This is a genomic window from Legionella sp. PATHC039, assembly GCF_026191275.1.
GTDB classification, from domain to species: Bacteria; Pseudomonadota; Gammaproteobacteria; order Legionellales; family Legionellaceae; genus Legionella; species Legionella pneumophila.
On record NZ_JAPHOP010000001.1, the window covers coordinates 3,104,080 to 3,128,847 of the forward strand.

A 24,768-nucleotide genomic window follows, 5' to 3' on the forward strand; every position below is an offset into this window, starting at 1 on the left:
ATAACGCGCAATGACAGTCGAATGGATTACAGATTTAGGGATATGAGTAATAGAAAGTTGGAAGTTAGTTAATTAATTAGAGTTTGCTATTCGAATCACTCGATGATGGAGGCTGTTATGTGTCGATTCGTTGCTTATTTGGGACGCCCTACGCTATTGGAAAATGTGTTGGTAAGACCTAAGAATTCAATCATCATGCAGAGTTTGCATGCACGCGAAACCAAATATCGAACCAATGGAGATGGTTTTGGTTTGGGATGGTATTCACCAGAAGTTAGCTCTGATCCTGCTTTGTTCACCTCCGTTTATCCAGCCTGGAACGATAGAAATCTTTTACACTTAACAGCAAAAATTCAGTCTCCTTGTTTTTTTGCTCATGTCCGCTCTGCCAGTGCAGGAGGAGTAACCAATTATAACTGCCATCCCTTTATTTATGGCGATTGGATGTTAATGCATAATGGGGAAATTAATGATTTTATTGATGTGAAAAGGCATATAAGGCATTTGTTGGATGATGACATTTACCATTGGGTTAAAGGTCAAACAGATTCTGAGCATTTGTTTGGTTTGTTTTTACAATTAGCAAAAAGAAGAGACATTAATCAACTATCGGTGGCTGCTGATGTGCTGCAAGAAACTATTAACAAAATATTGGAAGTAATAGGACAATTTGGCCATAGTGGACCTTCCTATTTTAATATTTGTCTTACAAATGGTAAAAAGATTATCGCTACCCGCTATTGCAGTCATGAGAAGAAAAAACCTTTGACGCTGCATTATTTGATTGGGTATGTATTATCTACTCAAGGATTATGGATAAAAGAAGAAGGTAATCCAGCTTATGTTGTAGTCTCTTCTGAAAGGCTAAATGATTTGGATGAAGGATGGGAAGATGTGCCACCACAACATATGATACTGATTGATGAAAATAAAAACATTCAGTTGCGCCCTTTACAAACATTGGGTTAAACTTGAATTATTTTAACAATAAGAGACAATTATGGCTAAAGAAAAAATGATTTGTAGAATAATTAGATTCATTACTCAGAAACCAAGTAATAAAAAAACTTGTTGTGGGCGTTAATGAGTTTTTCTCTTTCTGAATTACTTCACTATAAAAATGAAAAAATAGTGACTCATTTTTGCTATTCTCATCCAGAATATTCCATACAAGAAGGGCTATTTCTCTTTGAGGATTTATTAGCCTGGATGTGGCTTAATAAGCAAAGAAGGTTGCAGGGGAAAAAAACCTATCTTTTTGGACCATTGTTGATCCTCGATGAGATGTGGCATTCTTTTATTTTGCATACTCGGGATTATATTGATTTCTCAATGAAGTACTTCGGCGAATACTTTCACCATGACGTTGAACCTGTAGGTTTCGAGCATGTCTTGGATGAAGAGGAATTGGCCGATTATCTGCAAGATTGTTTTCAGTACCTCAATAAGGACTGGGTTGAAAGGAGATTTTCAATGGCCTTTGCGGAAATCGATGATTAAGTTCAAAATAACGTTGATGATGACAATGCTTTAACAATGAACTATCCAAAAAAGCTAGGAACACTGGTTTAAAGCAAATTGAATAATTTCCCTCGAAAAATTATCAGCACTCCACAAATCATTATGTTCTTTGTCGTCAAAAAAAATCATTTTTTTAGGTTCATTGGCTTCATTAAAAACATTTAAGCCTTCTTGATACGGTACTATCTGATCCAATTTTCCATGCAAAACCAGAATGGGTGCATTAATTTTTTTCATACGGGCAAGTGAATTATATTGATCCCAGGGTTTAAGGAAGTTCAATGGGTAGTGATACTGGGCAAGCCTGGTTAATGATGTAAAGGGTGATTGAAGTATAACCGCACAAACCGGGTATTTTGTGGCAAGATGAGTTGCTACTCCGGTACCTATGGATTCCCCATATAGAATCACGCGCTTTGATGGCACACCATGTTGAATTAAAAATTCAATGGCTGTTTCTCCATCTGCATAAAGACCTTTCTCGCTAGGTTTGCCTGGATTGCCTCCATAGCCACGATATTCTAATAAAAATACGCCTAAACCAGCGTCAATAAATTCACGAACCAAAGGCATTCTGTAACCAATATGCCCAGCATTCCCATGCAAATAGAGTATTGTAGGGCGATGCTTGCTTGCAGGTTTATACCAGGATTTTAAATGTAAATTATCTTTTGTACGTAAGGAAATTACTTTCATATCCGATGCATTGTAATCTTCCAGCTTTGGGGTATGTCTATTAGGGAAATAAATGAGGTGGCGCTGAAATAAGTACATTAGCGTAATGACAATCCCTATAATAACTAGACCGGTTAGCACAATTTGTTTCAGCATGATCACCTTAAGAAGGATTTAAATATATTGTATTAATTTGATTATAATGCATCTTAATCGATTGGAAGCCAATATCGATGATGGACGAACTGCCTCAAAAGAAATGTTAGCGAAAGAAGGAAATAGTGAGGGTCCATTTTTATGGGGAAGTTATTAATGGAGCTTTACTTAAAAAAATTGTCGAAACGCTATAAGTTTGCCATGAAAAAGGCTTAATTAATTTTTCAAGAGTTATTTGAATTAAGCCGAAACTAACTCACATAAAAGCATGCTATTCACAGAATTAAAATTGACACGTCCTAAATGCTTACATTAGGGCTATTCAATATTCGCTCTTCTGCTTCTTTAAATATTACCATCACTTTTTTATGAGAACTGGTTTTTAAGTTCAGTGCTTTTGTTGTCTTATCCTGACCTTCAGCAAGAATTTGCATTTCTGGGGAAGCTAAAAACTCCAGTTTTTTTTCCTCCAATTGCTCCATTGTTCTTATCTCAGCTAACGAGTCTCTAAGTTCTTTTAGGATCACTTTTTTTAGCCCATCACCCTTTAAACCCTCATAGATTTCTTGTTTTTTCGGGCTAAAAAAGCGATTCACCCCTACCTCGTGCGAATGTTTTTTAAATTTTTTATCCTGGGATAACTCTTCTAATATTGTCTCAAGCAGATCATGGGCAAGTTTTTTTGGCAATGATATAAGTCCCTCATGGTAAAATCGAAGCAACGCATGTGGATTATCCGATAAAGATTCGTCTCTGTTATTTTCATACCATTTCTCTATAGGGACTTTCCAATCAATTCTGTTATCCTCCTCATCGGTGGGTGGATAGATGAAATTATAGACATATAGCCATTGATCTTTACCATAAACAAGAGATTTCCTGCTGAGATCATCAACTCTTCCCTTGTCGTACTGAAAGCCACCATCAAGATCAATAGTCTTTACCATTTCTTCTGTTGCAATCAGATTTTGTGGACTAATATGGTAAGGATTATTTGCCAAATCAGGATGCCAGTACCCTGCATCATTAAGTTCTTTAAGCGCAAGAACAAATTCCTCAATTTTGGGCTGGTCGATTTTTTTGTTAATAGGGATCGCATTGATTTTAGGCATGTAGAAATACACGTTTTTTTCATTTTTGATATTCCAGAGTCCTAGAACAAAGTGCTCTTGAATGCCATGATATTTAAGGAAAAATTGCTGTTCTATAATATGGAGGTTAATTTCTTCATAAAATTCTCTTGGATGTCTGCCTCGAGATACTTTCATTGCCTTATCTTCTGTTTTCTCATATACCGTTCCTTGTTCTCCTTTTCCAAGCTCCTTATAATCCTCTTCAGTATTTTTAATCATTTCACTGTTCTGTGTATGCTCACTCTTGTGACTTTTCCACATTAAAACATAATCTATTGGTTTATCATTCTCAAAACGAACAGCATAAACTTCCTTATTATAACGGTAGATTTTGAATTCTTTGTTTGGCTCACTTAGATAATGGGGGGTTAGGTCTGTTCCATTAACAATTTTATTTATTTTAGGCATAGCAAGCTCTAACATATTAGCTGAATATTTGAGCATTATAGTTAAAAAAAATTCATAATACAAATGAGATGGTTGATGAGTTATTCACTTTGAGCTAAATGCAGTAATGCCTTTTTCAGTGGCTCATAAGTACAGTGTTGGCTTTCACTAATAATGGTTGCCTTGGCTTTTTCAGACAGGGTAAGAGATTTTTTTTGTGCAGGGTTTTCGATTTGATAGGAGGGAGCAATGATGGTAATTTTAATTGAAGACAGCTGATAAAGGCCGGCTTCTTTTCTCAATTTATCCCGTAATTCAGGAAGTAAATAACGTATTTCGGACGCAAAAGCAGCATTGGTTGTGGTTAAAACCAAACACCCTTTATTAAAACTACCTACTTGACATTTAGAAATGAAATGGGAAGGAAGAAATGCAGAAATTTTAAGAGATAACTCTTCCAATTGCATAGAATGCTGGCAAATTGTACTGAGTTGCTTGTTTAGGCATTGACTGATTGATTTCATAACGTCCGTCTTAATTGTTAGGTATCTATTAAAGAGTTAGACTATCGAAAAGTAAGTTGATTTATGTATAGAATAGCAAATTAACGTTAAGTGCAATATCATATTTTTTTGAGGTATATAAGGGTGATCAATGGCTGAAAATACTACAGAAAGTAATGACATTTATTTTACCAGATTGCATTGGATCATATTTTTTGGTCCTTTCGTCGGATTGGGTTTAGTGATGGCAATTTATATTTATATCATCCAGTTGCGCGAAGTGAGTCTTTTTTTAGGATTTTTTGCACTGATCTGGATATTGATTACCTGGGTAACCTATCATTTTTCTTCCATTACCATAAAAAGGAAGCAAGTTATTTTACGTACCGGTATCATAGTAAGGCAAACTGTGGATATCCCCCTGAATAAAATTGAAACGATAGACATACGTCAATCCATTTTAGGCAGTATTTTAAGTTATGGTACTTTGATAATCACAGGAACTGGTGGAACTCGCTATTTAATTAATTATTTATATAAACCGTTAACCTGCAGACGCTATATTGAACAATTGATGAATGAACCACACTAAAATAGTTCTCACTAAAAAAAGATTATTGTGATATAACTCTGAATTTCCCAATTTGCAAACCTTTGTACAGAAATAAAGTGCAAGAGTGGGCATGTAATTAGTATTAATCAACAATCATTTTATGGAAATTGTAGTGTGAACTATCGCTCAGATATTGATGGCTTAAGAGCAATTGCTATTTTATTTGTTTTATTTTTTCATGGAGGCTTAACTCTTTTCCCATCCGGGTTTATTGGAGTTGATGTTTTTTTTGTCATTTCAGGATTTCTCATTACAAGTATCATTGAAAAATCTTTGCAAAATAATCGTTTTTCTTTTATGGACTTTTACAGCAGGCGATTATGGAGATTACAGCCTGTTTTTATTTGTTTGATTGTAGTCACAACCCTGGTTACCCTGTTTTATTATCTGCCCGATGACTTGATGCTTTTTAGTAAAAGTGCCCGTAAAACATCTATTTTTACATCGAATGTGTTTTTTAAAAATGTCACTAGCGATTATTTTTCTCCGGATAGCAATCAATTGCCTCTTTTGCATATGTGGTCTTTATCCGTAGAATGGCAGTGTTATTTTATCTTGCCGGTTGGAATCTATTTGCTTTACCGATTGGTTGGTTCACAGCATCGAATCAAGATAACCTATTTATTAACCATCACTTTTTTCGCATTATCCATGTATTACTCTTGGAGTAATCCTGCAAAAACGTATTATCAATTTTCCAGTCGTATCTTTGAGTTTTTAATTGGTTCCTGTGTTGCTTCAGCTTCAGGGAGTAAACGTTTTTTAGCCAATAAATATGTATTAAATTTTATAACTGTCTTGGCTATTCTGACGCTGTTTTATATTGCAATGCACCATGGCATTAATATAGGTTTTCCCAATTGGTATACTTTAATTTTATGCCTTGCAACGGCCATACTGATTGCCGCTGGAAAACAAGAGCCGCAACCTATAGTAACTTATGCTCTTTCATTAAGACCTCTGGTGTTCATAGGATTAATTTCCTATTCCTTGTACATTTGGCATTGGCCTGTATTGGCTTTAATGCGCTATTTAAACATTGAAGAGTCCAATTTGGTTCTGTTGGTTACTTTTGGGTTGATATTGATTATCGCTTATCTTTCCTGGCGATTTATTGAAAAACCAGCAAGGAAATTGCATCGAATCCGGTTCAGCTATACAGTGGTTTGTTTATTGGTTATGCCGGTTTTTGTCACTCACTTGAGTGATTATCTGATTAAAAAGAATGCGGGTTATCCTCATCGTTTCAATGAAGCAATCCAGGTTTATGCGGAATTAAACAAGTACAAAAATCCACAGAGGCCTTTGTGTCTGGAACGCAAAAATACCGAAGTTAATCCTCAGTGCGTTCTGGGAGCAAAAAACTCGGATAGTCGAACCGGCTTTATGATAGGCGATTCTTATTCCAATCAGCATTGGGGATTTATGGATACGTTGGCAAAGGAGGCCAATGTATCCATTTTGGCTCATGCAACGGTTGCTTGTCTTGCCTTGCCTGACATATATCAATTTGATTGGAATGTTAAAAATAAGATTTACCAGGAATGCCATGATCAAGCGAATCGCTATTTTAATATGATTAAAACCAACCACTATGATTATGTTATTTTAGGCCAAAACTGGAATGGTTATTTTAGTGATAGAATTATTGATCAATTGAATGACAACCGATCTCAAGAGCTTTCTTTAAAGCGCATTGAAAAGGCTTTGGATAAAGCTCTGGAGCTTATTACCACTTCAGGAGCGAAACCTGTATTAATCAAATCGATAGCACTGTCTAAGGGGAATCCTTACAATTGTTTTTTTGAGCATATCAAGCTGCATAAAAAATACAATCCCGAGCAGTGTGATTTTAACCTGGATGTCAGTGAACAGATTTGGTTCGATAATTTGTTTGCAAAAATGCAAAGAAAATACAAGACACTGGTCATTATTGACCCACGAGTAGCTCAGTGTCCGTCGGGAATGTGCAAGGTAGATATCAATGGTATTCCAGTATTTCGCGATTCAGGACATATCACCGATTATGCTTCCTATCATTTGGCCAAATTATACTTACAGAAGAATAACAATCCCTTAGTGAGTTGAGATAATTTACTGGGTTAATGGATTGCGAATAAAACAAACAGATCATTCGCAATCCAATAGTCTGAGGTACTCAGGGTGTAAAAACTGGAGTAACAAAGTACTTAGTCTTCTTTGGCAGAGTAATCACAACCTTCACGAGGACAAAGAATTTGACGACCAAATTTTTTACTTTCTTTTAAGGTTAAGATTGGCCATGCACATTTAGGACAAGGCAAATCCACGGGTTCATTCCACAGAGCGTAATCGCATTTTGGGTAATTTCCACAGGAATAAAAGATTTTCCCTTTTCTTGATTTCCGCTGCAGAATTTTCGCCTGGTTGCATTTAGGGCATGTGACGCCAGTATCGGAGGGTTTTTCTAAAGGTTCCATATGCTTGCATTCAGGATAATTGCTGCACCCAATAAATTTTCCATAGCGGCCGGTTTTAATATGCAAGGCTCCATGACACAGGGGGCAGCTTCTGCCTTCCACGACTTCAGGTTCTGATTTTTCTCCTTCTGGATTGCTTATATCCTGAGTGTAATCGCAATCCGGATATCCTGTGCAGCCAATAAAGCGTCCTCTCTTGCCGAGCCTAATGGACAATGGCTTTTGACATTTAGGACATTTTTCATCTAATAATTCCGTAGTAACATCCTTTCTTTGCACTTGTTCATCTATATTCTGAATTTGCTGGACGAAAGGTTGCCAGAACTCTTCTAGAACAGGGATCCAATCCTTTTCTCCACGCGCGACGGCATCCAGTGTGTCTTCAAGGCCAGCGGTAAACTGATAGTCGACGTAGCGAGTAAAATAGTTGGTTAGAAATCGATTGACAATTCTACCCACGTCAGTGGGCAAAAAACGTTTTTTTTCAACTATCACGTATTCGCGCTGTTGCAAAGTATGAATGATAGAGGCATAAGTAGATGGCCTGCCTATATCGTATTCTTCAAGAGCTTTAACCAAAGTTGCTTCAGAATATCTCGGAGGTGGCTCGGTAAAATGCTGATTGGTTTCAATATCCGATACTTTTATTTTTTCACCTATATTGAAAGCAGGTAAAATTTTATCTTCATTGTCTTCGTCTTTAGAATCATCTCGTCCTTCTTCGTAGACAGAAAGGAAGCCAGGAAAGGCTATTGTTGAACCATTGGCTCTGAAGGTATTCCCTTTACCACAGCTAAAATCCACGCTCACCGTATCCAGGATGGCATCAGCCATCTGGGAGGCCACTGTGCGTTTCCAGATTAAGCTATAGAGTTTCAATTGATCGCTTGTCAGGGAACCTTGCACCATTTCTGGAGTTCTTTTGATGGAAGTTGGCCTAATGGCTTCATGTGCTTCCTGTGCGTTTTTGGATTTAGTTTTGTAAATTCTGGGAGAATTCGGGCAATTATCTCCCTTATAACGTTGTGTGATATAGTCGCGTATTTCGTCAATCGCTTCCTTTGCCAGGTTGACTGAATCAGTACGCATGTAAGTGATTAAACCCACCGTTCCTGTGCCTATATCAATACCTTCATATAATTGCTGAGCGACCATCATGGTTTTTCGTGCGGTGAAACCTAATTTTCTGGCGGCTTCCTGTTGCAAGGTAGAGGTAATAAAGGGGGGAGATGGCTTACGTTTACGCTGTTTTTTATCAATTTGAGCAACGGTTAAAAAGCCTTGTGCTTGTGCTATCAGTTGCTTTTTTATTTCATGGGCTTGTTCTTGTTGAGTGACTGAAAACTGTCGAAGTTTCTCTTCGTTATAATGGGTCAGTCGTGCTTCAAATTCGGTGCTGGCATGAGCGCATTTTGCGATTATTTTCCAGTATTCCTGAGCAATGAAACGTTCAATTTCCTCTTCTCGCTCAACAATTAACCTAAGGGCAGGGCTTTGTACTCGTCCGGCCGATAATCCTCGTCGAATCTTTTTCCATAGCAAAGGGGACAGGTTAAAGCCAACCAGATAATCAAGAGCACGTCGGGCTTGTTGAGCATTTACCAAATCCATGGATATGGAGCGAGGATGATTAATTGCATCCTGGATTGCTGCTTTTGTAATTTCATTAAAAAAGATTCGATGAACTGATTTGTCCTTTAAAAGGTTTCGTTCTTTCATTAATTCAAAAATATGCCACGAGATAGCTTCTCCCTCTCTATCAGGGTCAGTTGCCAGCAGTAGAGAGTCTGATTTTTTAAGAGTTTTTGCTATCGTATCAATGTGTCTCGCATTTTTTTCAATAGGAACATAAGTCATGGAAAAATGTTTTTCAGGGTTTACTGATCCTTTACGAGCAGGCAGATCACGCACATGACCATAAGACGCTAACACGTCATAGTCATTTCCTAAATATTTCTGTATTGTTTTAGCTTTCGCGGGCGACTCGACGATCACCAAGTGTTTACTCATATCAAATAAACCTTATCCTTTTTGGGTTGTGTGGCTCACTAACAGTTCATGAATGGGTTGATATCAGTACACTCATTAATTAGTGAATTGTTAATTCATCTTCTGTTTGGTATAGCACAAGATCAAGAAAAGTTAATTCCTCTTCATTCAAGGAAGATGCCAGAGCATTTCTTATAGTCCATTTTGTTTCTTGCAAGGTTACAATACGAGATTCAGAGAATTGAAGTTGATTTATTATTGATTCAAATTGATCGATATCAAGGATATTCCATAGCTTCATACGCATTAGAAATTGATAACTGGCTTTTGTCAGTTTCATCTGCTCATCGTAAGTAAAAATACGCGTTGATTTTTGTTGAGCGGATTTGATAAACAAAGATTGCTCTTCAGCACTTAAAAGATCTTCTTCAAGCAATTGATTTTGGGAGTCTTGATCATTGGATTTATGGCTTTTTTGGAGTTGAGTAAGACTTTTTTCAAACAAATTCAATAACATTTCAAATAAATTATCTTTCATATTCACACCTTATATAGCCACCGGGAACTGCCATCACAGCCCCTTTCAATTCTAGTTCAGCCAGTCCACTCGTGACTTGTTCCATGCTATATCCGCTACGACCAATAATTTGATCGATAGTCGTAGTTTCAAAACCAATGAACTTTACTAGGTTTTCCTTACCGCTGGCAAGGGAAAAAATTGGTTTATTAGAAGCGAACTGATGGTGCTCAATTTTTAGTTCATCAAGAACATCAGCCACTGAAGTTACTAATTTCGCACCCTGTTGCAATAAGTGGTGGCAGCCCCTGGCTAACGGGTTATGAATCGATCCGGGAATAGCCAATACATCTCTGTTTTGTTCCAGAGCCATTCTTGCTGTAATTAAAGAACCGCTTTTAATTGCTGCCTCGATAACCAAAATGCATAATGATAGACCGCTTATTATACGATTTCTGAGTGGAAAATGTCCAGCAATTGGTGGACTTTTTAAAGGAAATTCGCTTAATAATAAACCATTCTCTGTAATTTGCTCAGCTAATTTTAAATGTTGGCGGGGATAGATAGAATCAATTCCGGTACCTAAGACGGCTATCGTTTTGCCGCCACCTTCCAGACAACCTAAATGAGCATGAGCATCAATTCCCAAGGCTAAACCACTCACTATGCTTACCCCATGCCTGGAAATCTCCTTGGAGAATGCTCGGGCATTCTCGTTTCCTGTTACAGAAGCATTGCGACTTCCAACAATAGCCAGGCTGGGTTGTGTCAAGGCGGACAGCTCACCTTTAGCGTATAAAATGAAGGGAGGATCGGCTATTTCTTTGAGCAATGCGGGATAATAGGGGGAGTCCCAAGTTAAAATATGATGATTTTCTGATGAACTTAACCAGTCCAAATCAGTTTTTATAAAGTCCGGATCAAAATTTTTTATGGTTTGTGCCAACCAGGATGGCAAGCCCGCTTCTTCCAGATCAACACTGGACAGTTGGAACATAAGGTTTAAATCAGGCCATCTTTTTTGCAGTTTTAATACGGTTCGGGGGCCAATTCTTTTCATCCTATTTAAGGAGAGGAGGGGTTGCAGATTATTCATGGGTTCGTTACTGTATCTAATAAATGAATAGCACGCGTGGATCTTACTATCAGGGCATAACTTGCTTTTGTAAACACACGAAATACCATAGCTTCGCCAAGACGTTCTTGCGGTAAGGTAATAGGTCTGAGATGATTTTGGGGATCATTGACAATACGTTCCTTGCCATAGATAGCCAAAACATCTCCCGGTTTTATCCCGGAGGTTTCTCCAAGATTAATGATAATGACTCCTCCAACAGCCTCTTGTGTATTTCCAACAGGCATATTGTCAGGCATTTCAATAATGTATCCTCTGACTTGCCTGGCAGGAGTTTCAGGTTCGAAATACAATTCAAATTCAGGGTGATTATTAATCAATACCTTATCATTGATTTTGATGCCCTGATTAATACTGGTCAATAAAACCGTAGCTGGCTCGCCGCCAGCAACCAATTCTCCATAACCAACCAAGACTGCTTTATAGCCTAACAATTCATGGGTTATTGGATCAAAATAATTTCTCCCTCCCCTGAAGATGGAGTATCCTATAGTGCCTCCTTGAGGCATTTCTTTGGAGGGATGCAAGCCTCTGACATAAATTTCGTCTCCCTGGCCTCCAAGCATCCGCTCACTCATGAGTGCTATCACATACGGTGCTCGGTTTAGGACATTAACATCCAGGATTAACGATTCATCCAAAAAAGGTTTGATATCGCCTAATGGAATTGGTGGAACGGCATCTTCCTGGGGTGTCAGTCTTATGTTGGGGGAAAGTTTGATTGTTCCGTTAGACAGAACCCTGAGATAGGGAATGTTTTGATAATACTCTAAAGCGAGAACGGCACCAGGATATAACCTGTCGGGATTTTGAATCTGGGGGTTTGCGCGCCATAACGCTTTCCATTCCCAGGGGTTATTCAAAAAACGGCTGGAGATACTCCATAAGGTGTCTCCAGGTTGCACAACATAACGAGAGGGGGAATCCGGTCTTAGGCTTAAGGCATGAGTAATGGATGATATAATGAAACAGAAAATGAGGAGACAATATTTCATGTATCAATCCCTTTAGTTGAGCCTTAGCATCTTGCAGCATTACTGTATATCGGGGATAATATCATGATTAACGTGTGGAGAACTAGATAAACAATGGCAATTCGCAAGATTCTTTATTTACCTGATGAGCGGTTAAGAAAAATAGCTAAGCCGGTCGAGACTTTTGATGAGAGTTTACAGACATTAATCAACGATATGTTTGATACAATGTATGATGCTCGGGGAGTTGGGCTTGCCGCACCGCAAATAGGAGTCAGCTTGCGTTTATCTGTCATTGATATAGTGGGAGATAAAAAGGAGCAGATCGTTATTGTTAATCCTGAAATAGTTTCCTCTCATGGCGAAAAAGAATTTGAAGAAGGCTGTTTGTCTGTCCCAGGGGCTTATGATACCGTTGTCAGAGCTGAAAAAGTGACCGTGAAGGCACTGGACAGGTTCGGCAAACCGTTTGAAATATCGGGTGAAGGGCTGCTTGCTGAGTGTTTACAACATGAAATTGACCATATGAATGGCAAATTGTTTGTCGATATGTTGTCTCCATTGAAGAGAATGATGGCTCGCCGGAAATTAGATAAATTCAAGCGTTTACAAGCTCGTAAACCATGAATGGTTTAACTGTCGTTTTTGCTGGAACTCCAGAATTTGGCTTACCCTGCCTGGATGCTTTAATTCAATCAAGGCATCATCTCAAGGCTGTTTATACTCAGCCCGACAGGCCGGCTGGTCGAGGCCGTAAATTGCAGGAGTCTCCTGTAAAAGAATGGGCAATAAATCACCAGATACCAGTTTATCAACCTCTTAATTTTAAAAATCAAGAAGCTATCGATGAGCTTTCTGCCTTAAAGCCCGATGTAATGGTCGTGATAGCCTATGGATTAATATTACCAAAAGCAGTGTTGGAAATTCCTCGTTTGGGTTGTATTAATGTACATGCTTCTCTGTTACCGCGCTGGCGTGGCGCATCTCCAATACAACATGCCATTTTACATGGTGATGCTGAATCCGGAGTGACCATTATGCAAATGGATGTTGGATTGGATACAGGTCCTATGTTATGCAAGGCCGCATGTCCTGTGACTTCCTCGGATACCGCTGGTAGTTTGCATGATAAATTAGCACAAATGTCAGTAAAACCATTATTGGATGTTTTGGAGGCTTTAGCATCCAATTCAGCACCATTTGAATTACAAAACAATGAATTAGCCACTTATGCTGGTAAAATTAATAAAGAAGAGGCACGAATTAACTGGCATCAGTCTGCAGTGGAAATAGATAGAAAAATTCGCGCATTTAATCCATGGCCTGTTGCCTATACGCTGGCTGGGGAATTAATGCTCAGAATTCACCAGGCAAAAGCAACTGATATCATGAGTACCGAGATGCCGGGCATGGTATTAAATATCGATAAAAATGGAATGTTGGTCGCTACCAGTGATAATGCATTGTTAGTGGAAAAGATTCAATTTCCCGGAGCAAAGGTCATTTCAGTTAGGGATTGGTTAAATTCGGGTAAAACACAATTGCATACTGGTTTAATGTTGCAATGAAAACAAATGACAGATTCAACGCCTTAAAAATTTTGACGGCCTTGACAGAATGCAGAAAAAACCTATCCTATTTGATGTCTCCGCAAGAAATTTCTCCCATGACAAAAGAAATTTGCTATGGATTTTGTCGTCATTGTTTTCGTTTACAATCCATAGCTGATACTTTAATCAATAAGCGACCTAAAGATAATGAGGTATGGATAGTCTTGTTGATAGGTATTTATCAATTGCAGTATATGAATAAGCCGGCTTATGCCGTGGTGAAGGAAACAGTGTCTTTACTGGGGCAGGTTAAAAAAAGTTGGGCAAAAGGACTGGTGAATGCTGTGCTAAGGAATTTTTGCCGTCGACAAGACCATATTCTGGAAAAGCTGGCAGCAGAACCGGTTTTTATCTATGGACAGCCGAATTGGCTACTTCAACGCCTGCAAAAAGACTGGCCAAACGATTGGCAATTCATCGCTGAGGCGAATGATAAACACCCACCTATGACTTTGAGAGTCAATGTGCTGAAAAACTCAGTTGATGAGTATCTTGATTTACTAAAAAAATCCGGGATAGAGGCTTTTAAACATCCTGTCGCACCAGATGGAATTACTTTGGCAATCCCTTGTGATGTGATGACGCTTCCTGGTTTTGCACAAGGTTCTGTGTCTGTTCAGGACGCTGCGCCTCAATTAGCAGCGTATTTGTTGTCTTTAAAACCCGGGCAGCGAGTATTGGATGCTTGTTGCGCTCCTGGCGGAAAAACATGTCATATTTTGGAGAAAGAGTCTGGTTTGGCTTCCTGTGTTGCATTGGATTTAGACCCACAGCGCTTACAGCGGGTCAGAGATAACTTAAATCGATTGGATTTGCAAGCAACGGTAGTGCAAGGTGATGTATTGGAATCCAGAAGCTGGTGGGATGGTCATTCATTTGATCGTATTTTACTGGATGCGCCCTGTTCCGCTACAGGAGTGATTAGACGCCACTCTGATATCAAATTATTACGAATGGATGAAGAGATTTCAGCAATTTCTCAGGTACAATCCAGCATGTTGAATTCATTATGGCCACTGCTTGCACCAGGTGGTTTAATGGTTTATGCCACATGCTCTATTATGAGTGATGAAAATGAGTTGCAAATCGCCCGATTTGTTGCAGAGCATTCGGATTGTCAAGTGAGTGATGGCAAATGGTCCTGGGGAAGGTGGACTGGGCATGGTCAGCAGATATTGCCTGGGGAGCACGGCATGGATGGCTTTTTTTACAGTGTATTGCGAAAGGATGAAAAATGATAATTGATTGGCCTGTAATTATTGTCTTGTTTTGTTTATCCATTCCTGGTGTTTTAATCGTGATGCATCGCCTGGTATATTTTCTGCTAGCCGATAATACCGAGAGATTAAAAAAAAGATTTAGTCGTTTTGTTGTGCTGCAAACCTTATTTATGACATTTGTCATGAGTTTTGCTGGCTCCATCCTGTCTTCACGTACCGGGCTAGGCGATCCTCTCCTGGAAGGTCTTTTGCAAGGCAAAGCAAGCTTGGATTCCTTTCAAGTGATTTTATTACCTACTTTTTTATATGCCCTTTTAGGGTTGATTATTTTTTGTATACTGTATTATGGGTTGTTTGGTTCCATACTTGATGAAAAAAGTTGCAAGATTATGTCGGAATTACGGTCCAAAATAGGACTTGATGGTTGTGTCCTTTATGGAGGGGTCGTAGAAGAGGTAATTGCCAGATGGGGATTAATGAATGTAGTGTGCTTTTTTGCTCTATTGTTTACAAGTCAAATTAATTCGGAAATTATAATTATTTCAATATTTTTGAGTGGATTTATTTTTGCTGTGGGCCAACTTCCAGCTTATATTGCAGCAGGTTGCATACCATCCAGACGATTTCTTTACTCTTTTGTATTATTGAGTCTTTCGCAGTCCATACTCTTTGGTTTTTTATTTTGGCAATATGGACTGACCTCAGCAATTTTAGCACACATGCTATTTCATTTGGGTTGGGATAGGTATGAGAAACTATCTTAATTTTCATTCCATGTTTTGATCGAGATGGAAGTTTTTTGGCATTTATAGCCTTAAAATACAGTTAAAAAAACAGTTAAGTGTAAAAAAAATGTAAAAGTGCCATCCTTTAATTTTGTCTTAATTTTGAGCATTTATTCTGTCTTTAATGAAGATGATAATCAAAGGTTGAGGTATGGCCGCGCAATTAGATCCAACTAGCGAATTTGCTGCTTTGGTTAAACAATTACAACGAGAACCCGATAATCCGGGATTAAAGCAAGCCGTAGTGAAGCGTCTGCCTGAAATGCAGGTATTAGCTAAAACGAATTCTTTGGCTTTATTTCGTTTGGCACAAGTTTATTCTCCTTCATCATCACAGCATAAGCAGATGATTTTGCAATCAGCTGCCCAAGGTTGCACGAATGCCATGTTATCTGCTTGTGAGATATTATTGAAATCCGGATCTACGAATGACTTGATTACTGCTGCACATTATATGCGTCTCATTCAAAGCTCCAAGGATTCGTATATTATTGGGCTTGGCAAGAAATTATTAGAAAAATATCCCGACTTCGCTGAAGAATTAAACTCCAAGTCCAAAGAAATGCTTTATCAGTCCACTCTTCGATTTTTTGGAGTTCAATCTCAAAGTAACAAGGAAAATGAGGAAAAAATAATAAACAGACCCACTGTTTAGAATAAGTTTTTTCTCGTTTCAGGGTTTTTCTTTGTGGTCAGATAAACCGGATACAATTCCATTCCAGGCACTATTGTGAAACAATTTCATATCCTTACGTTTTTTGATTTTTTCCTATGCAAACCCGATTTACTTATTTATCTGTTACAAGCCTGCAGGCAGGTCAGTATCAACCCAGGCAAGATTTTAATGTAACGGAGTTACAGGAATTGGCTCAGTCAATTTCTTCCCAGGGTTTAATTGAACCCTTGGTGGTAAGACCCATAGCAAAAGAGCGATATGAAATTATTGCAGGTGAAAGAAGATGGCGTGCGGCCAAATTGGCGGGATTAAATGAAATCCCTTGTTTGATTGGAGATTATAGTGATCAACAGGCATGCGCTCTCACTTTAATCGAAAATATTCAACGTCAGGATTTGAATTTAATCGAGGAAGCCACTGGTTATAAGCGTTTAATTGAAGAATTTCATTATCATCAGGACGAGATCGCAGCGTTGGTAGGTAAATCTCGTAGTCATGTCGCAAATATTCTTCGTCTCCTTACCTTGACAGATAAGGTTAAACAGTTAGTTCGAGACAAAGTGTTATCCTTTGGCCATGCTCGCGTATTGGTTGGCTTAAATCCTGAACAGCAAGAAATGTTTGCTCACCAGGTTATTGGAGAGGAGTGGTCTGTCAGACACTTAGAGCAAGAAATTAAATCTTATAAAAATAAAGATACGAACAGTCCAAAAAATCCCAGAAAAGACAGAGATATTGAGCGGTTGCAGACTATCCTGGCTGAGCAAGTGGGGGCTCCTGTACAAATTGTAAACGATGGTGAAGACGGAGGTTGGTTAAAAGTAAAATTTTTTGATAATGATACCCTTGCAGGGCTTTTGGAGCGATTGGGCTTGAGATATGATTAGCTTATCGGAACTAACTCAGAAATTGTCACTATGCATCAAACAATTCAAACTGATTTATATTGTGAAATTCAATGTTAAGGAAAATATTTAAATGAAAAGGACGTTGACTGGGGCATTCATGTGGGCAGTATGGTCACTGTCATCTCATGCGGCTAGTATGCAGTTCGAGGTGGATAAATTAATTAATCGGCTAAACCCTCATGTGAACCTGGGGATAGTCGTGACCGATCTAACCTCGGGCGAGACGCTATATAAACGCAATGCCAATCGTTTGTATATTCCTGCCAGTAACATGAAGCTTTTTTCCGAGGCAGCGGCTCTGATGGCTTTGGGTCCAGACTACCAATTTAAGAATCAACTCAGTACGAGCGCCAATCAATTACAACAAGGTGTTTTGCACGGAAACTTGTATTTACATCTCAGCGGCGATCCTTCGTTTAGCAGAGAAGATTTAAAGACATTGCTTTCTTCACTCAAGGATTGGAATATCACAACCATTCAAGGTAATGTGATCATTGACAGTAGCCTGATGTCCATTCCCGCCTATCCCCCAGGCTGGCTAACTTCTGATTTATCTTATAGTTATGGTGCGCCAATAGCACCTTTGATGGTTGATTCCAACCGATTAACAATCACGGTCAACCCCGGGGCTAAAGCAGGCGCTCCTGCTATTGTTGAAGTAGATGATGGCGGCGGTACTATTAACCTGAATAATCAAGCGACCACGAAGGCAAGTGAGAAAGGATGTGGTGTAGGGTTTTATTTGGATCCTGAGAACAATTTAACGGTAAGAGGCTGTGTTGGATTAGGGCAATGGGCTGTTCAGCAACGCATCGCTATAAAGAATCCTTTTGTTTATGCCCAGGGGATGATTGTGAGTGAGCTTGCCAAGTCTAATATTAAATTAAATGGACAGGTTTTGCTTGGAAGAGCGCCTGCTGGTACTTTATTAATTGACACTCGCTATTCAAAGCCAATTTCCCAACTGATGGCAGATACTTTAAAACCTTCTGATAATTTATATGCTGATAGTTTGTACTTGCATGCTGCTGCCAAAATTAAGGGTAGTCCTGTAGATTGGAAGCAAGCACAGCCTGTAATTAAAAATTTTTTGCAGCAACAAACGGGAATCGATTTAAAAGACTCGAATTTTACAGATGGTTCTGGATTATCACGTTATAATTTGGTAACTCCAGCGCAAACCATGGCGCTTTTAAAATTCTTGTATCAACGTTTCCCATTATCTTATGAATACATTGCTGCTTTACCCATCTCTGGTCGGGATGGTACTTTGCAAAAACGGTTTAAAACCCCAAATCAACAAGGATTTGTGCGGGCCAAAACCGGGACGATGACGGGTATGAACAGTTTATCCGGTTACTTGTATACTGCTAATGGCCATACTTTGGCTTTTGCTATGTATATCAATAGATTACCCGGAAAACCAGCTGGGCCAGGACGTCCATTATTAGACGCATTATGCACTTATTTCTTGCAGCAAAGTCCAACAAGCAGTCGACTGGCACGGGTATTATCTCCCCATAGTCGCATTAAGTTCCAATTTAATCCTACACAAATTGAGTTACAGAGAGTTCATCAAGCCAAATGGAGGCGTTTGGAAACGGCAGTGAGGCAGGTCTTGAGAGGACAGGATGTGAATGTGGTTTACCGGGGCAATGAATTAATCGTGACAGACAATCAGTCTAATGCGAATAGCGTTTGGAAAGCTTTACAATCAATTGGCAAGAAATATTCATTCGCCGTAGCCTTGTCTTCTAAAGTGATGCCTGTTACACCATCGGGAAAACCTTTGCTGCTTTGGGTGCAAGCACCTTTATCTGAAAATAAGGCAGAGAGAACCTGGATAATTCGGGAAGCGGTATAACCCCAGTTTGATAATTAAAAGAGAGACCAGCCTCGTACTATTAAAATGCAATGCGGGGCTATTCCAATCATTCCATAAAATTACTCTATTTTATTAGTGCCCTTTATTAAACTTTTGCCTAACCTACCTCTTTCATTTTATTGTTGCATTGCAAACATTTCTCCAGTCCTGAACAATTGATTTTAAATTGATTTGGAAGGCGTCATTAGGGATTGGGTTTTGTGTTTTGCCCAAACACGATTTAAATAACGTGAAGTTATGGATAAGGTCAGTTGTTATCTCGAAGCCTTGTATGGGATTTCATATTTCGTGTCAGGGCTTCGAGACGATGCTTATGCATCTCCTCAGCCTGAACGGACCCTGGATACCGGCAGGTTCTCGTATAATCCTTATCGGTATAACTCATTTTAAATAGATTGTTATTTCTGCATTCGGGCTTTGCAGTATTCAAGGTGATTGTGAGAGTACTTACGAAAACGCCAAGGTCAAGGCAAAAATGTTTTTAATGAGGGAGTTTAGATAAACTAAATGACCGAATTAAAAACATTTTTAAACAAAGAGATTGAGGTTTATCGTAAGTCCTGTATAAAAGAGCTATAATTGAGAACTGAATAATTTCGGTATAAATTGGCTTGGAGTAGTAATTGAATTTTAGTATTCGGGTAATTCTTTTGTTAACATGTTTTGTTTCTTTAGCCTTTTCTGCACCAAAGTTTCTAACAATCTCTGATATTCATTATGGTGCAGAAAATATAGCAAAGGATGGGCAGGATACTGGAAAGGAGTTTTTGGACGTGACGTTCAAACGATTTGAGGAATTGTCTCAAAATGTAGATTTTATTTTACATTTGGGTGATCTGCCTACTCACTCGTTATTTTCGACATCTAAAAAAGAAGAATACGAACAAGTTGTATTTCATGGTTTGCATGAAGCGAATCCGGGTCAAAAGCCCATGTTTTATATTACAGGAAATAATGATTCCTTGCTTGGCAATTACCAGCCATTTTCTTCAGACAATAAGTCGCCACTCAATTTGGCTCTGGATTGGGATGGTGCTTGCGTTCATTGTGATGGGTTAATTATTGATGATACTCATATGCGCAAGGATGGGTATTACTCCAGTTATGTCATCCCTGATAATAAAGAGATTATTTTAATAGCACTTAATTCAGTTCAATGGACCAAAACCCCTGTTTTTTTACCAAAGTACCCTAACCAACAAAAGGATGCTTTTGTACAATTATTTTGGCTTGAGCAACAATTAAAAAACCACCGTGCAAAGCAATTGTTGTTGGCGATGCATGTTCCTCCTGGTACAGCCTATAACGGCAACCGGTTTTGGCATGAAATTTATCTGGAAAGATTTTTGACCTTATTAGACAAATATCATCGATCCTATGATCAAATCACCATACTGTTCTCACACTCCCATATGGAGGAATTCAGGAAAATCAAATTATCCGATAGCTCAACTATTTATGCGTTTTCTACTCCCGGAATTAGCAGGGCGCATCACAACAATCCCGGGATGAAAATTTTTGATTTAGACAAGCAAATGAGGGTCAGAAATTTTACTACTTATTTTACGTCCGATTTGTATGAGTGGGGTAATGAGCATTATCAAGCGATGAACATTCCTGACGCCATTTTTCCAAATTGTCAAAATAAAACGATACCCCAGTGCCTGGACACCTTAAGTCCAGAGCAAGTATGCAATAATCTGGAAGCAGGACTATTTTATGGGGTGAAAAGTACGCGTGTTCCCTATCAGGGATGCATTAAAACTTACCAGATCAATTAAGTTAGGATTTCGTTTATCAGGTAAGTTTAACGAGATGTTCATTGCTTTCTTTAGGTTGTAAATACGTTGCGACCGCTTTTTGCAAGGCAGCAATATCATCTTCGCTTCTTGTCGTTACCTTATTTCTAAAGAAATCAATCATTGGATTCTGGTGAGTTTTTATTATTTTTGAATGATCAGGGTTTAAGGTAAATGCAGAGATTAACCCATAGATGTTTTCAAGGTTTCCATGTTGGCATTTTATTTCAAAAATAAAATGCTTTAATAATTCACCTTTTTCACGTCGTTGAGCATCAGTGGATTGACACATCAATTGTGCTCTTGAATGGATAGCATTCAACATCAATACAATATCTTCCGGAAGCTTCTTGATCGGCTTATCGGTTTTGATCATGGAGTCCGTTGTTTTTGCCAGAGCATCAGCAGTTTCTTTGTGCCTATGCTTTGCCTGAAGCGGTGGTTCAAATCGAAAAATTTTATCGTAGTATTTCTCTTTGAAACGCTCAGCTAACCAGTCATGCATTGTTGCAGTCGGGTGAACATCATCCCAGAACATATATCCTTTAGCTGGTGAAATATGTTCTTTTTGATCGACAGGGTTTTTCTGATTTTCTTTAAAAAGATCCGATTCAACGTAAGGGGATTTTAACTTGTCTCTATCAAAGCCATATTGTTCGGGATTACTGTAAACTTCCTTAAACTGCTCATTAACATCAAAGACGGAGAGATTGACAGGAATTCCCAATTCTTTGTATTTTTTGATTAATTCAAGAGATTTTGTCTGCAGTTGCTGATTAAAGTATTCAGTACAATCAGATGCATTACGCTGTTCTTCAGCATTTTTTCTTTGAAATCTTGGGGTCAATGAGAGATTGGGCAAATTGAATAAAACAAAATTTCTGTACCCATTATGAATAAGCGCTTCAATATTTTGAATTCGGTCGTTAACGGCTTTCTCTGCAGCCGCACGAGAAGGCTTGTCATTGGCGGTGATCAAGTCGTTCGCGCCTGACCACTCCACAACTAATGTTTCAGATTTTTCAAGGTTGGAAATATTGTATTTTTTATCATCAGCCAATAATTGAGTCCGTTTTCCTCCCAAAGTAGCGAGAATCAATCTTGTAAAGAACAGAACCAGGTTAAAGGTAAAGCTACAAGAGTAGTCATGAGAAGTTAATCCACCTTCGCAATAGAAGCGGGCAAATCTTTCCCCTTTAAACAGAATATGATTGTCTTCATTTAAGCTAAAAGAGTTTTCATTTTCTCTTCGCGCCTTATCATTGATGAGTAATTCATCGCCTATATCCGCATTGTCTCTTGCATTATTATGCAATCTTAATTTTCTTCGGATATGCTCTATCTCAAATTGCTCTGCAGTGGTCGCACCGACATAATCACCCCAAAGAAAACCATTAGTGAATCGACCTTTTGGAGATTTGCTTCTTAATCCACTTAAATAACTCATGGGGATAAAACCCAACAGCTCGCGTTTATTAAGCGTTCCTCTATCGGATAAACTATCTCCCAATACTACAAGGTGTGTGATTTTAGTTGGTTTTTGGGCCATGATATTTGCAAGAAAAATAACGTGATCATATTATACACAAAATGATTTTTAAATGGTATATTTTGGGCTGATCTTTTGGTGAAATTTTTATTGCGGAGGACGTAAAATAGCTGAATCAAGTTTGATTTAGGAATACCCTCACCTAATCCACTTGCAAAATGAACCAGGATGAGGGAAGTTTAGCTTAACCGATTATATTAATTTTATGATGGTGATTTGTTCAGGCCGTCATTGACTCTTCTTCTGATTCATTATCAGCAAGAGCACGGATACGTTGTGCCTCAATAGTTAAAACCTTGAAGTAATCATAGGACATGTAAAAATTACCCTTGTCTCCAAATTGCTCACCCCATGAGTTACGTAAAGTAAATAATCCTTTGTGCTCCCGGCCATTGTCATCAACAGCGACGGCATTGTCATCATATCCAGTTATAATCATTTCATGACCGCCAAAAAATGGGCGAAGATAAATATCACGAGCAATTTCAGGGGTTAGTACCCAGGTATCGAATTGTTTTTTATTCGTTCCTACGGCACCCATAACACCCAAATCAAAATCCAGCAATAATACCGCAAAAGTAACCCGATCTTTTTGATTCAAAGCGGTTTTTATATCATTAATCGTTTTGTTGGTGTCTGTTCTGTCTAATACAGCCTGATAAACATCCAGGATGGGGGTGTAAATAACAGGATTAGTCTCTGGATCCTCGCTCATTTCATGGAATTGCTCAAGCGACATGGCATGATCAGGGGTAGGTTGCTCGTTGTCTGGGTATTCAGTTAGTTCACCACATCCCAGGTTTTTTTGTTTTTCTTTGCTGACTATCCCAAAATTTTCCATTTGACTTAAGACGATGCGCCCTAATGAGCCATCCCAACCACTTGGTGAATGACCGTTTTTCTCCAGATACAGTCCTAGTTGTAATTGGCACAATTGACTGATGTAGTCACCTTTGTTTAAAGCAGCATCTACGGCCGCGGTCGTTGCAAAAGTAACGCAGGTTCCAAAGCTTCCCTGGTTCAGAACAGGTACGTTATTCATACCTAATTCTACTTTGGATGGGAGAGCTGTCGATGTGGCTATGATATTCGGTTTTTTGAGTGTAATGTCTGTTTTTCTCGCAAGTGCCTTGATAGCAGAATTTGACAACTGCATTTTAAGCAATTTGATTTGTTGTATGGCGGGTTTTGTATTGAGTGTTTTATTTTGCGGGGCTTTTAATGTCTGGTTTAACGTTCCTACTACTTTGATGTCTTGAGCAAATAAATTCCCGCTCAATGCCAAAGTTAATAAAAGTAATTTTGAAACACGCATTTATCATTCTCCTTTAGTGACATGGACTTGAAATGGTTGGCAAGAATAACTGATGCGCAAATAATATTCAATATATATTGAATATGCCCATGAAAGAAAAAAATAAACCCATATTGTGTTTTAATTGTCTTTCAAGGGTTGGATTGATCTGTTTCATCCAGGACATGAATAAGCGGGTCAGAGTTAATTCTGATGTTAACTATTTATTCGACTGGAAAATTGAAATAGGTGTCTGGATAAGGTTCGTTTTTCAGGGTGAAATGCCACCATTCATAGTAATAAGGTCTAAAACCAAAGCGGCTCATGAGTTTTTGTAATAATTTGCGATTGGTTTTCTGGTTTTTACTCAGTCTGGAATAATCAATGTTGGCTGACACATCCAGACAATCAAAGCGAGTTCCTGTATCGATTGAATCGTCATCAAGATAGTCTGGCTTTTTATCGTAGCAACGTGTTAAAGGATGATTAGATTTTTTTTCTTGAGAGGCCGTTAGTTTCACCAGCGTTAAGTCAAGGGTACTGCCTCGGGTGTGGCCAGAGGTTAGAGCAATATAACCACGGTCAAATAAATCTTGTTTTATTTCACGGGGATAAAATTCAGGTTTCATGCGATTATCTTTGGCATTGCGGCTCCACTTATAAAAATAATCCACAGCCCTTTGTGGCCTGTAGCAATCATATACTTTAAGCGTATATCCTTTGGGTTTGATGTATTCTTCCGCTTTTTTTAATTGTTGCGCGGTTTGTCTGGTGACTATACATACTCCGCGTTTGTAACCTGGGATAGGATTTCCTATGAAATTATTATGGGTGGCATATCTTATGTCTTCAATGATATCAGGCGCTACATCGTGTAAATAAACAAAGCCTTTGGGAAGCGAAAAACTGGCCGTGCTTATGAGATAAAGAAAAATAAGAGCGCTGATTTTTTTCATTATTAGATTGTTAAACTCATAACC

Annotated in this window: 22 protein-coding genes; 12 read left to right on the top strand and 10 right to left on the bottom strand. The window is 38.6% G+C overall.

The features are described 5' to 3' along the window. Positions 1-117 precede the first annotated feature (117 nt). Together OQI99_RS14125 and OQI99_RS14130 are read left to right on the top strand one after the other, a co-directional pair. Entirely contained in the window at positions 118-969 is an 852-nt protein-coding gene (locus OQI99_RS14125; protein WP_061513750.1) for a class II glutamine amidotransferase, read from the top strand. Positions 970-1,083: 114 nt separating this feature from the next. After that, entirely contained in the window at positions 1,084-1,500 is a 417-nt protein-coding gene (locus tag OQI99_RS14130; protein ID WP_061513751.1) for a hypothetical protein, read from the top strand. 54 nt (positions 1,501-1,554) lie between these two features. Here OQI99_RS14130 and OQI99_RS14135 read toward each other — a convergent pair whose 3' ends face one another. The 3 genes from OQI99_RS14135 to OQI99_RS14145 form a co-directional block, all read right to left on the bottom strand. After that, positions 1,555-2,352, bottom strand: a complete 798-nt coding sequence (locus tag OQI99_RS14135) for an alpha/beta hydrolase (RefSeq protein ID WP_061513752.1) — start codon at positions 2,350-2,352, stop codon at positions 1,555-1,557. Positions 2,353-2,651: 299 nt separating this feature from the next. Further along, complete coding sequence (gene lem28, locus OQI99_RS14140) at positions 2,652-3,956, bottom strand: Dot/Icm T4SS effector Lem28 (protein ID WP_080447402.1); 1,305 nt, start codon at positions 3,954-3,956, stop codon at positions 2,652-2,654. 17 nt (positions 3,957-3,973) lie between these two features. Beyond that, entirely contained in the window at positions 3,974-4,396 is a 423-nt protein-coding gene (locus tag OQI99_RS14145; RefSeq protein WP_061513753.1) for a DUF721 domain-containing protein, read from the bottom strand. Between the two features lie 130 nt (positions 4,397-4,526). On the opposite strand from OQI99_RS14145, the gene OQI99_RS14150 reads away from it, so the two are divergent. Then, positions 4,527-4,967 (top strand): PH domain-containing protein, encoded by a 441-nt coding sequence (locus tag OQI99_RS14150; protein WP_061513754.1) that lies wholly within the window; start codon positions 4,527-4,529, stop codon positions 4,965-4,967. A 135-nt stretch (positions 4,968-5,102) separates the two neighbouring features. Next, positions 5,103-7,076, top strand: a complete 1,974-nt coding sequence (locus tag OQI99_RS14155) for an acyltransferase family protein (protein WP_265732207.1) — start codon at positions 5,103-5,105, stop codon at positions 7,074-7,076. Positions 7,077-7,177: 101 nt separating this feature from the next. Here the strand turns inward: OQI99_RS14155 and topA are convergent, their stop codons facing one another. From topA to OQI99_RS14175, 4 genes are all read right to left on the bottom strand, one after another. Beyond that, positions 7,178-9,457 carry a type I DNA topoisomerase gene (gene topA, locus OQI99_RS14160; protein ID WP_265732208.1) on the bottom strand — a complete coding sequence of 760 codons (2,280 nt, stop codon included), beginning with the start codon at positions 9,455-9,457 and terminating at the stop codon, positions 7,178-7,180. 79 nt (positions 9,458-9,536) lie between these two features. After that, a complete protein-coding gene (locus OQI99_RS14165) occupies positions 9,537-9,974 on the bottom strand; it encodes a DUF494 family protein (RefSeq protein ID WP_061513757.1) in 438 nt (145 codons plus the stop codon). After that, positions 9,964-11,049, bottom strand: a complete 1,086-nt coding sequence (gene dprA, locus OQI99_RS14170; RefSeq protein ID WP_061513758.1) for a DNA-processing protein DprA — start codon at positions 11,047-11,049, stop codon at positions 9,964-9,966. The genes OQI99_RS14165 and dprA overlap by 11 nt, the downstream gene beginning before the upstream one ends. Next, the gene (locus OQI99_RS14175) at positions 11,046-12,083 is read right to left on the bottom strand and encodes a LysM peptidoglycan-binding domain-containing protein (protein ID WP_061513759.1); all 1,038 of its coding nucleotides are present in this window, start codon (positions 12,081-12,083) and stop codon (positions 11,046-11,048) included. The genes dprA and OQI99_RS14175 overlap by 4 nt, the downstream gene beginning before the upstream one ends. Before the next feature lie 93 nt (positions 12,084-12,176). Here OQI99_RS14175 and def point away from each other — a divergent pair, with 93 nt between their 5' ends. The 8 genes from def (at position 12,177) to legS1 (ending at position 20,927) form a co-directional block, all read left to right on the top strand. Then, positions 12,177-12,689 carry a peptide deformylase gene (def, locus tag OQI99_RS14180; protein ID WP_061513760.1) on the top strand — a complete coding sequence of 171 codons (513 nt, stop codon included), beginning with the start codon at positions 12,177-12,179 and terminating at the stop codon, positions 12,687-12,689. Next, positions 12,686-13,630, top strand: a complete 945-nt coding sequence (gene fmt / locus OQI99_RS14185) for a methionyl-tRNA formyltransferase (protein WP_061513761.1) — start codon at positions 12,686-12,688, stop codon at positions 13,628-13,630. Before def ends, fmt begins: the two co-directional genes overlap by 4 nt. After that, positions 13,627-14,910 carry a 16S rRNA (cytosine(967)-C(5))-methyltransferase RsmB gene (rsmB, locus tag OQI99_RS14190; RefSeq protein WP_265732209.1) on the top strand — a complete coding sequence of 428 codons (1,284 nt, stop codon included), beginning with the start codon at positions 13,627-13,629 and terminating at the stop codon, positions 14,908-14,910. The genes fmt and rsmB overlap by 4 nt, the downstream gene beginning before the upstream one ends. Next, positions 14,907-15,656, top strand: coding sequence for a type II CAAX prenyl endopeptidase Rce1 family protein (locus OQI99_RS14195; protein WP_061513763.1), 750 nt, complete (start codon positions 14,907-14,909; stop codon positions 15,654-15,656). Before rsmB ends, OQI99_RS14195 begins: the two co-directional genes overlap by 4 nt. Before the next feature lie 172 nt (positions 15,657-15,828). Continuing rightward, positions 15,829-16,332: a Dot/Icm T4SS effector Ceg33 gene (gene ceg33 / locus OQI99_RS14200; RefSeq protein ID WP_061514740.1), complete on the top strand. Its 504-nt coding sequence runs from the start codon at positions 15,829-15,831 to the stop codon at positions 16,330-16,332. 116 nt (positions 16,333-16,448) lie between these two features. Continuing rightward, positions 16,449-17,240, top strand: a complete 792-nt coding sequence (locus OQI99_RS14205; RefSeq protein ID WP_061513765.1) for a ParB/RepB/Spo0J family partition protein — start codon at positions 16,449-16,451, stop codon at positions 17,238-17,240. Between the two features lie 91 nt (positions 17,241-17,331). Then, positions 17,332-19,125 (top strand): D-alanyl-D-alanine carboxypeptidase/D-alanyl-D-alanine-endopeptidase, encoded by a 1,794-nt coding sequence (gene dacB, locus OQI99_RS14210; RefSeq protein ID WP_061513766.1) that lies wholly within the window; start codon positions 17,332-17,334, stop codon positions 19,123-19,125. Positions 19,126-19,769: 644 nt separating this feature from the next. Continuing rightward, positions 19,770-20,927, top strand: coding sequence for a Dot/Icm T4SS effector LegS1 (gene legS1, locus OQI99_RS14215; RefSeq protein WP_265732210.1), 1,158 nt, complete (start codon positions 19,770-19,772; stop codon positions 20,925-20,927). A gap of 16 nt (positions 20,928-20,943) precedes the next feature. Here legS1 and plaD read toward each other — a convergent pair whose 3' ends face one another. The 3 genes from plaD to OQI99_RS14230 form a co-directional block, all read right to left on the bottom strand. Continuing rightward, positions 20,944-22,494 (bottom strand): GDSL family phospholipase PlaD, encoded by a 1,551-nt coding sequence (plaD, locus tag OQI99_RS14220; RefSeq protein WP_061513768.1) that lies wholly within the window; start codon positions 22,492-22,494, stop codon positions 20,944-20,946. A gap of 220 nt (positions 22,495-22,714) precedes the next feature. Then, positions 22,715-23,809: a C1 family peptidase gene (locus OQI99_RS14225; RefSeq protein WP_061513769.1), complete on the bottom strand. Its 1,095-nt coding sequence runs from the start codon at positions 23,807-23,809 to the stop codon at positions 22,715-22,717. Between the two features lie 203 nt (positions 23,810-24,012). Further along, positions 24,013-24,744, bottom strand: a complete 732-nt coding sequence (locus tag OQI99_RS14230) for a M15 family metallopeptidase (protein ID WP_061514742.1) — start codon at positions 24,742-24,744, stop codon at positions 24,013-24,015. Positions 24,745-24,768: the final 24 nt, after the last annotated feature.

Excerpts from the sequence above, each read along its gene's own strand:
- dprA (WP_061513758.1), bottom strand. The coding sequence starts at position 11,049 with ATGAATAATCTGCAACCCCTCCTCTCCTTAAATAGGATGAAAAGAATT.
- OQI99_RS14205 (WP_061513765.1), top strand. The coding sequence starts at position 16,449 with ATGCAAACCCGATTTACTTATTTATCTGTTACAAGCCTGCAGGCAGGT.
- OQI99_RS14125 (WP_061513750.1), top strand. The coding sequence starts at position 118 with ATGTGTCGATTCGTTGCTTATTTGGGACGCCCTACGCTATTGGAAAAT.
- topA (WP_265732208.1), bottom strand. The coding sequence starts at position 9,457 with ATGAGTAAACACTTGGTGATCGTCGAGTCGCCCGCGAAAGCTAAAACA.
- OQI99_RS14225 (WP_061513769.1), bottom strand. The coding sequence starts at position 23,809 with ATGCGTGTTTCAAAATTACTTTTATTAACTTTGGCATTGAGCGGGAAT.
- OQI99_RS14165 (WP_061513757.1), bottom strand. The coding sequence starts at position 9,974 with ATGAAAGATAATTTATTTGAAATGTTATTGAATTTGTTTGAAAAAAGT.
- OQI99_RS14135 (WP_061513752.1), bottom strand. The coding sequence starts at position 2,352 with ATGCTGAAACAAATTGTGCTAACCGGTCTAGTTATTATAGGGATTGTC.
- OQI99_RS14150 (WP_061513754.1), top strand. The coding sequence starts at position 4,527 with ATGGCTGAAAATACTACAGAAAGTAATGACATTTATTTTACCAGATTG.
- fmt (WP_061513761.1), top strand. The coding sequence starts at position 12,686 with ATGAATGGTTTAACTGTCGTTTTTGCTGGAACTCCAGAATTTGGCTTA.
- dacB (WP_061513766.1), top strand. The coding sequence starts at position 17,332 with ATGAAAAGGACGTTGACTGGGGCATTCATGTGGGCAGTATGGTCACTG.
- rsmB (WP_265732209.1), top strand. The coding sequence starts at position 13,627 with ATGAAAACAAATGACAGATTCAACGCCTTAAAAATTTTGACGGCCTTG.
- OQI99_RS14130 (WP_061513751.1), top strand. The coding sequence starts at position 1,084 with ATGAGTTTTTCTCTTTCTGAATTACTTCACTATAAAAATGAAAAAATA.
- OQI99_RS14145 (WP_061513753.1), bottom strand. The coding sequence starts at position 4,396 with ATGAAATCAATCAGTCAATGCCTAAACAAGCAACTCAGTACAATTTGC.
- plaD (WP_061513768.1), bottom strand. The coding sequence starts at position 22,494 with ATGGCCCAAAAACCAACTAAAATCACACACCTTGTAGTATTGGGAGAT.
- OQI99_RS14195 (WP_061513763.1), top strand. The coding sequence starts at position 14,907 with ATGATAATTGATTGGCCTGTAATTATTGTCTTGTTTTGTTTATCCATT.
- def (WP_061513760.1), top strand. The coding sequence starts at position 12,177 with ATGGCAATTCGCAAGATTCTTTATTTACCTGATGAGCGGTTAAGAAAA.
- ceg33 (WP_061514740.1), top strand. The coding sequence starts at position 15,829 with ATGGCCGCGCAATTAGATCCAACTAGCGAATTTGCTGCTTTGGTTAAA.
- OQI99_RS14230 (WP_061514742.1), bottom strand. The coding sequence starts at position 24,744 with ATGAAAAAAATCAGCGCTCTTATTTTTCTTTATCTCATAAGCACGGCC.
- OQI99_RS14175 (WP_061513759.1), bottom strand. The coding sequence starts at position 12,083 with ATGAAATATTGTCTCCTCATTTTCTGTTTCATTATATCATCCATTACT.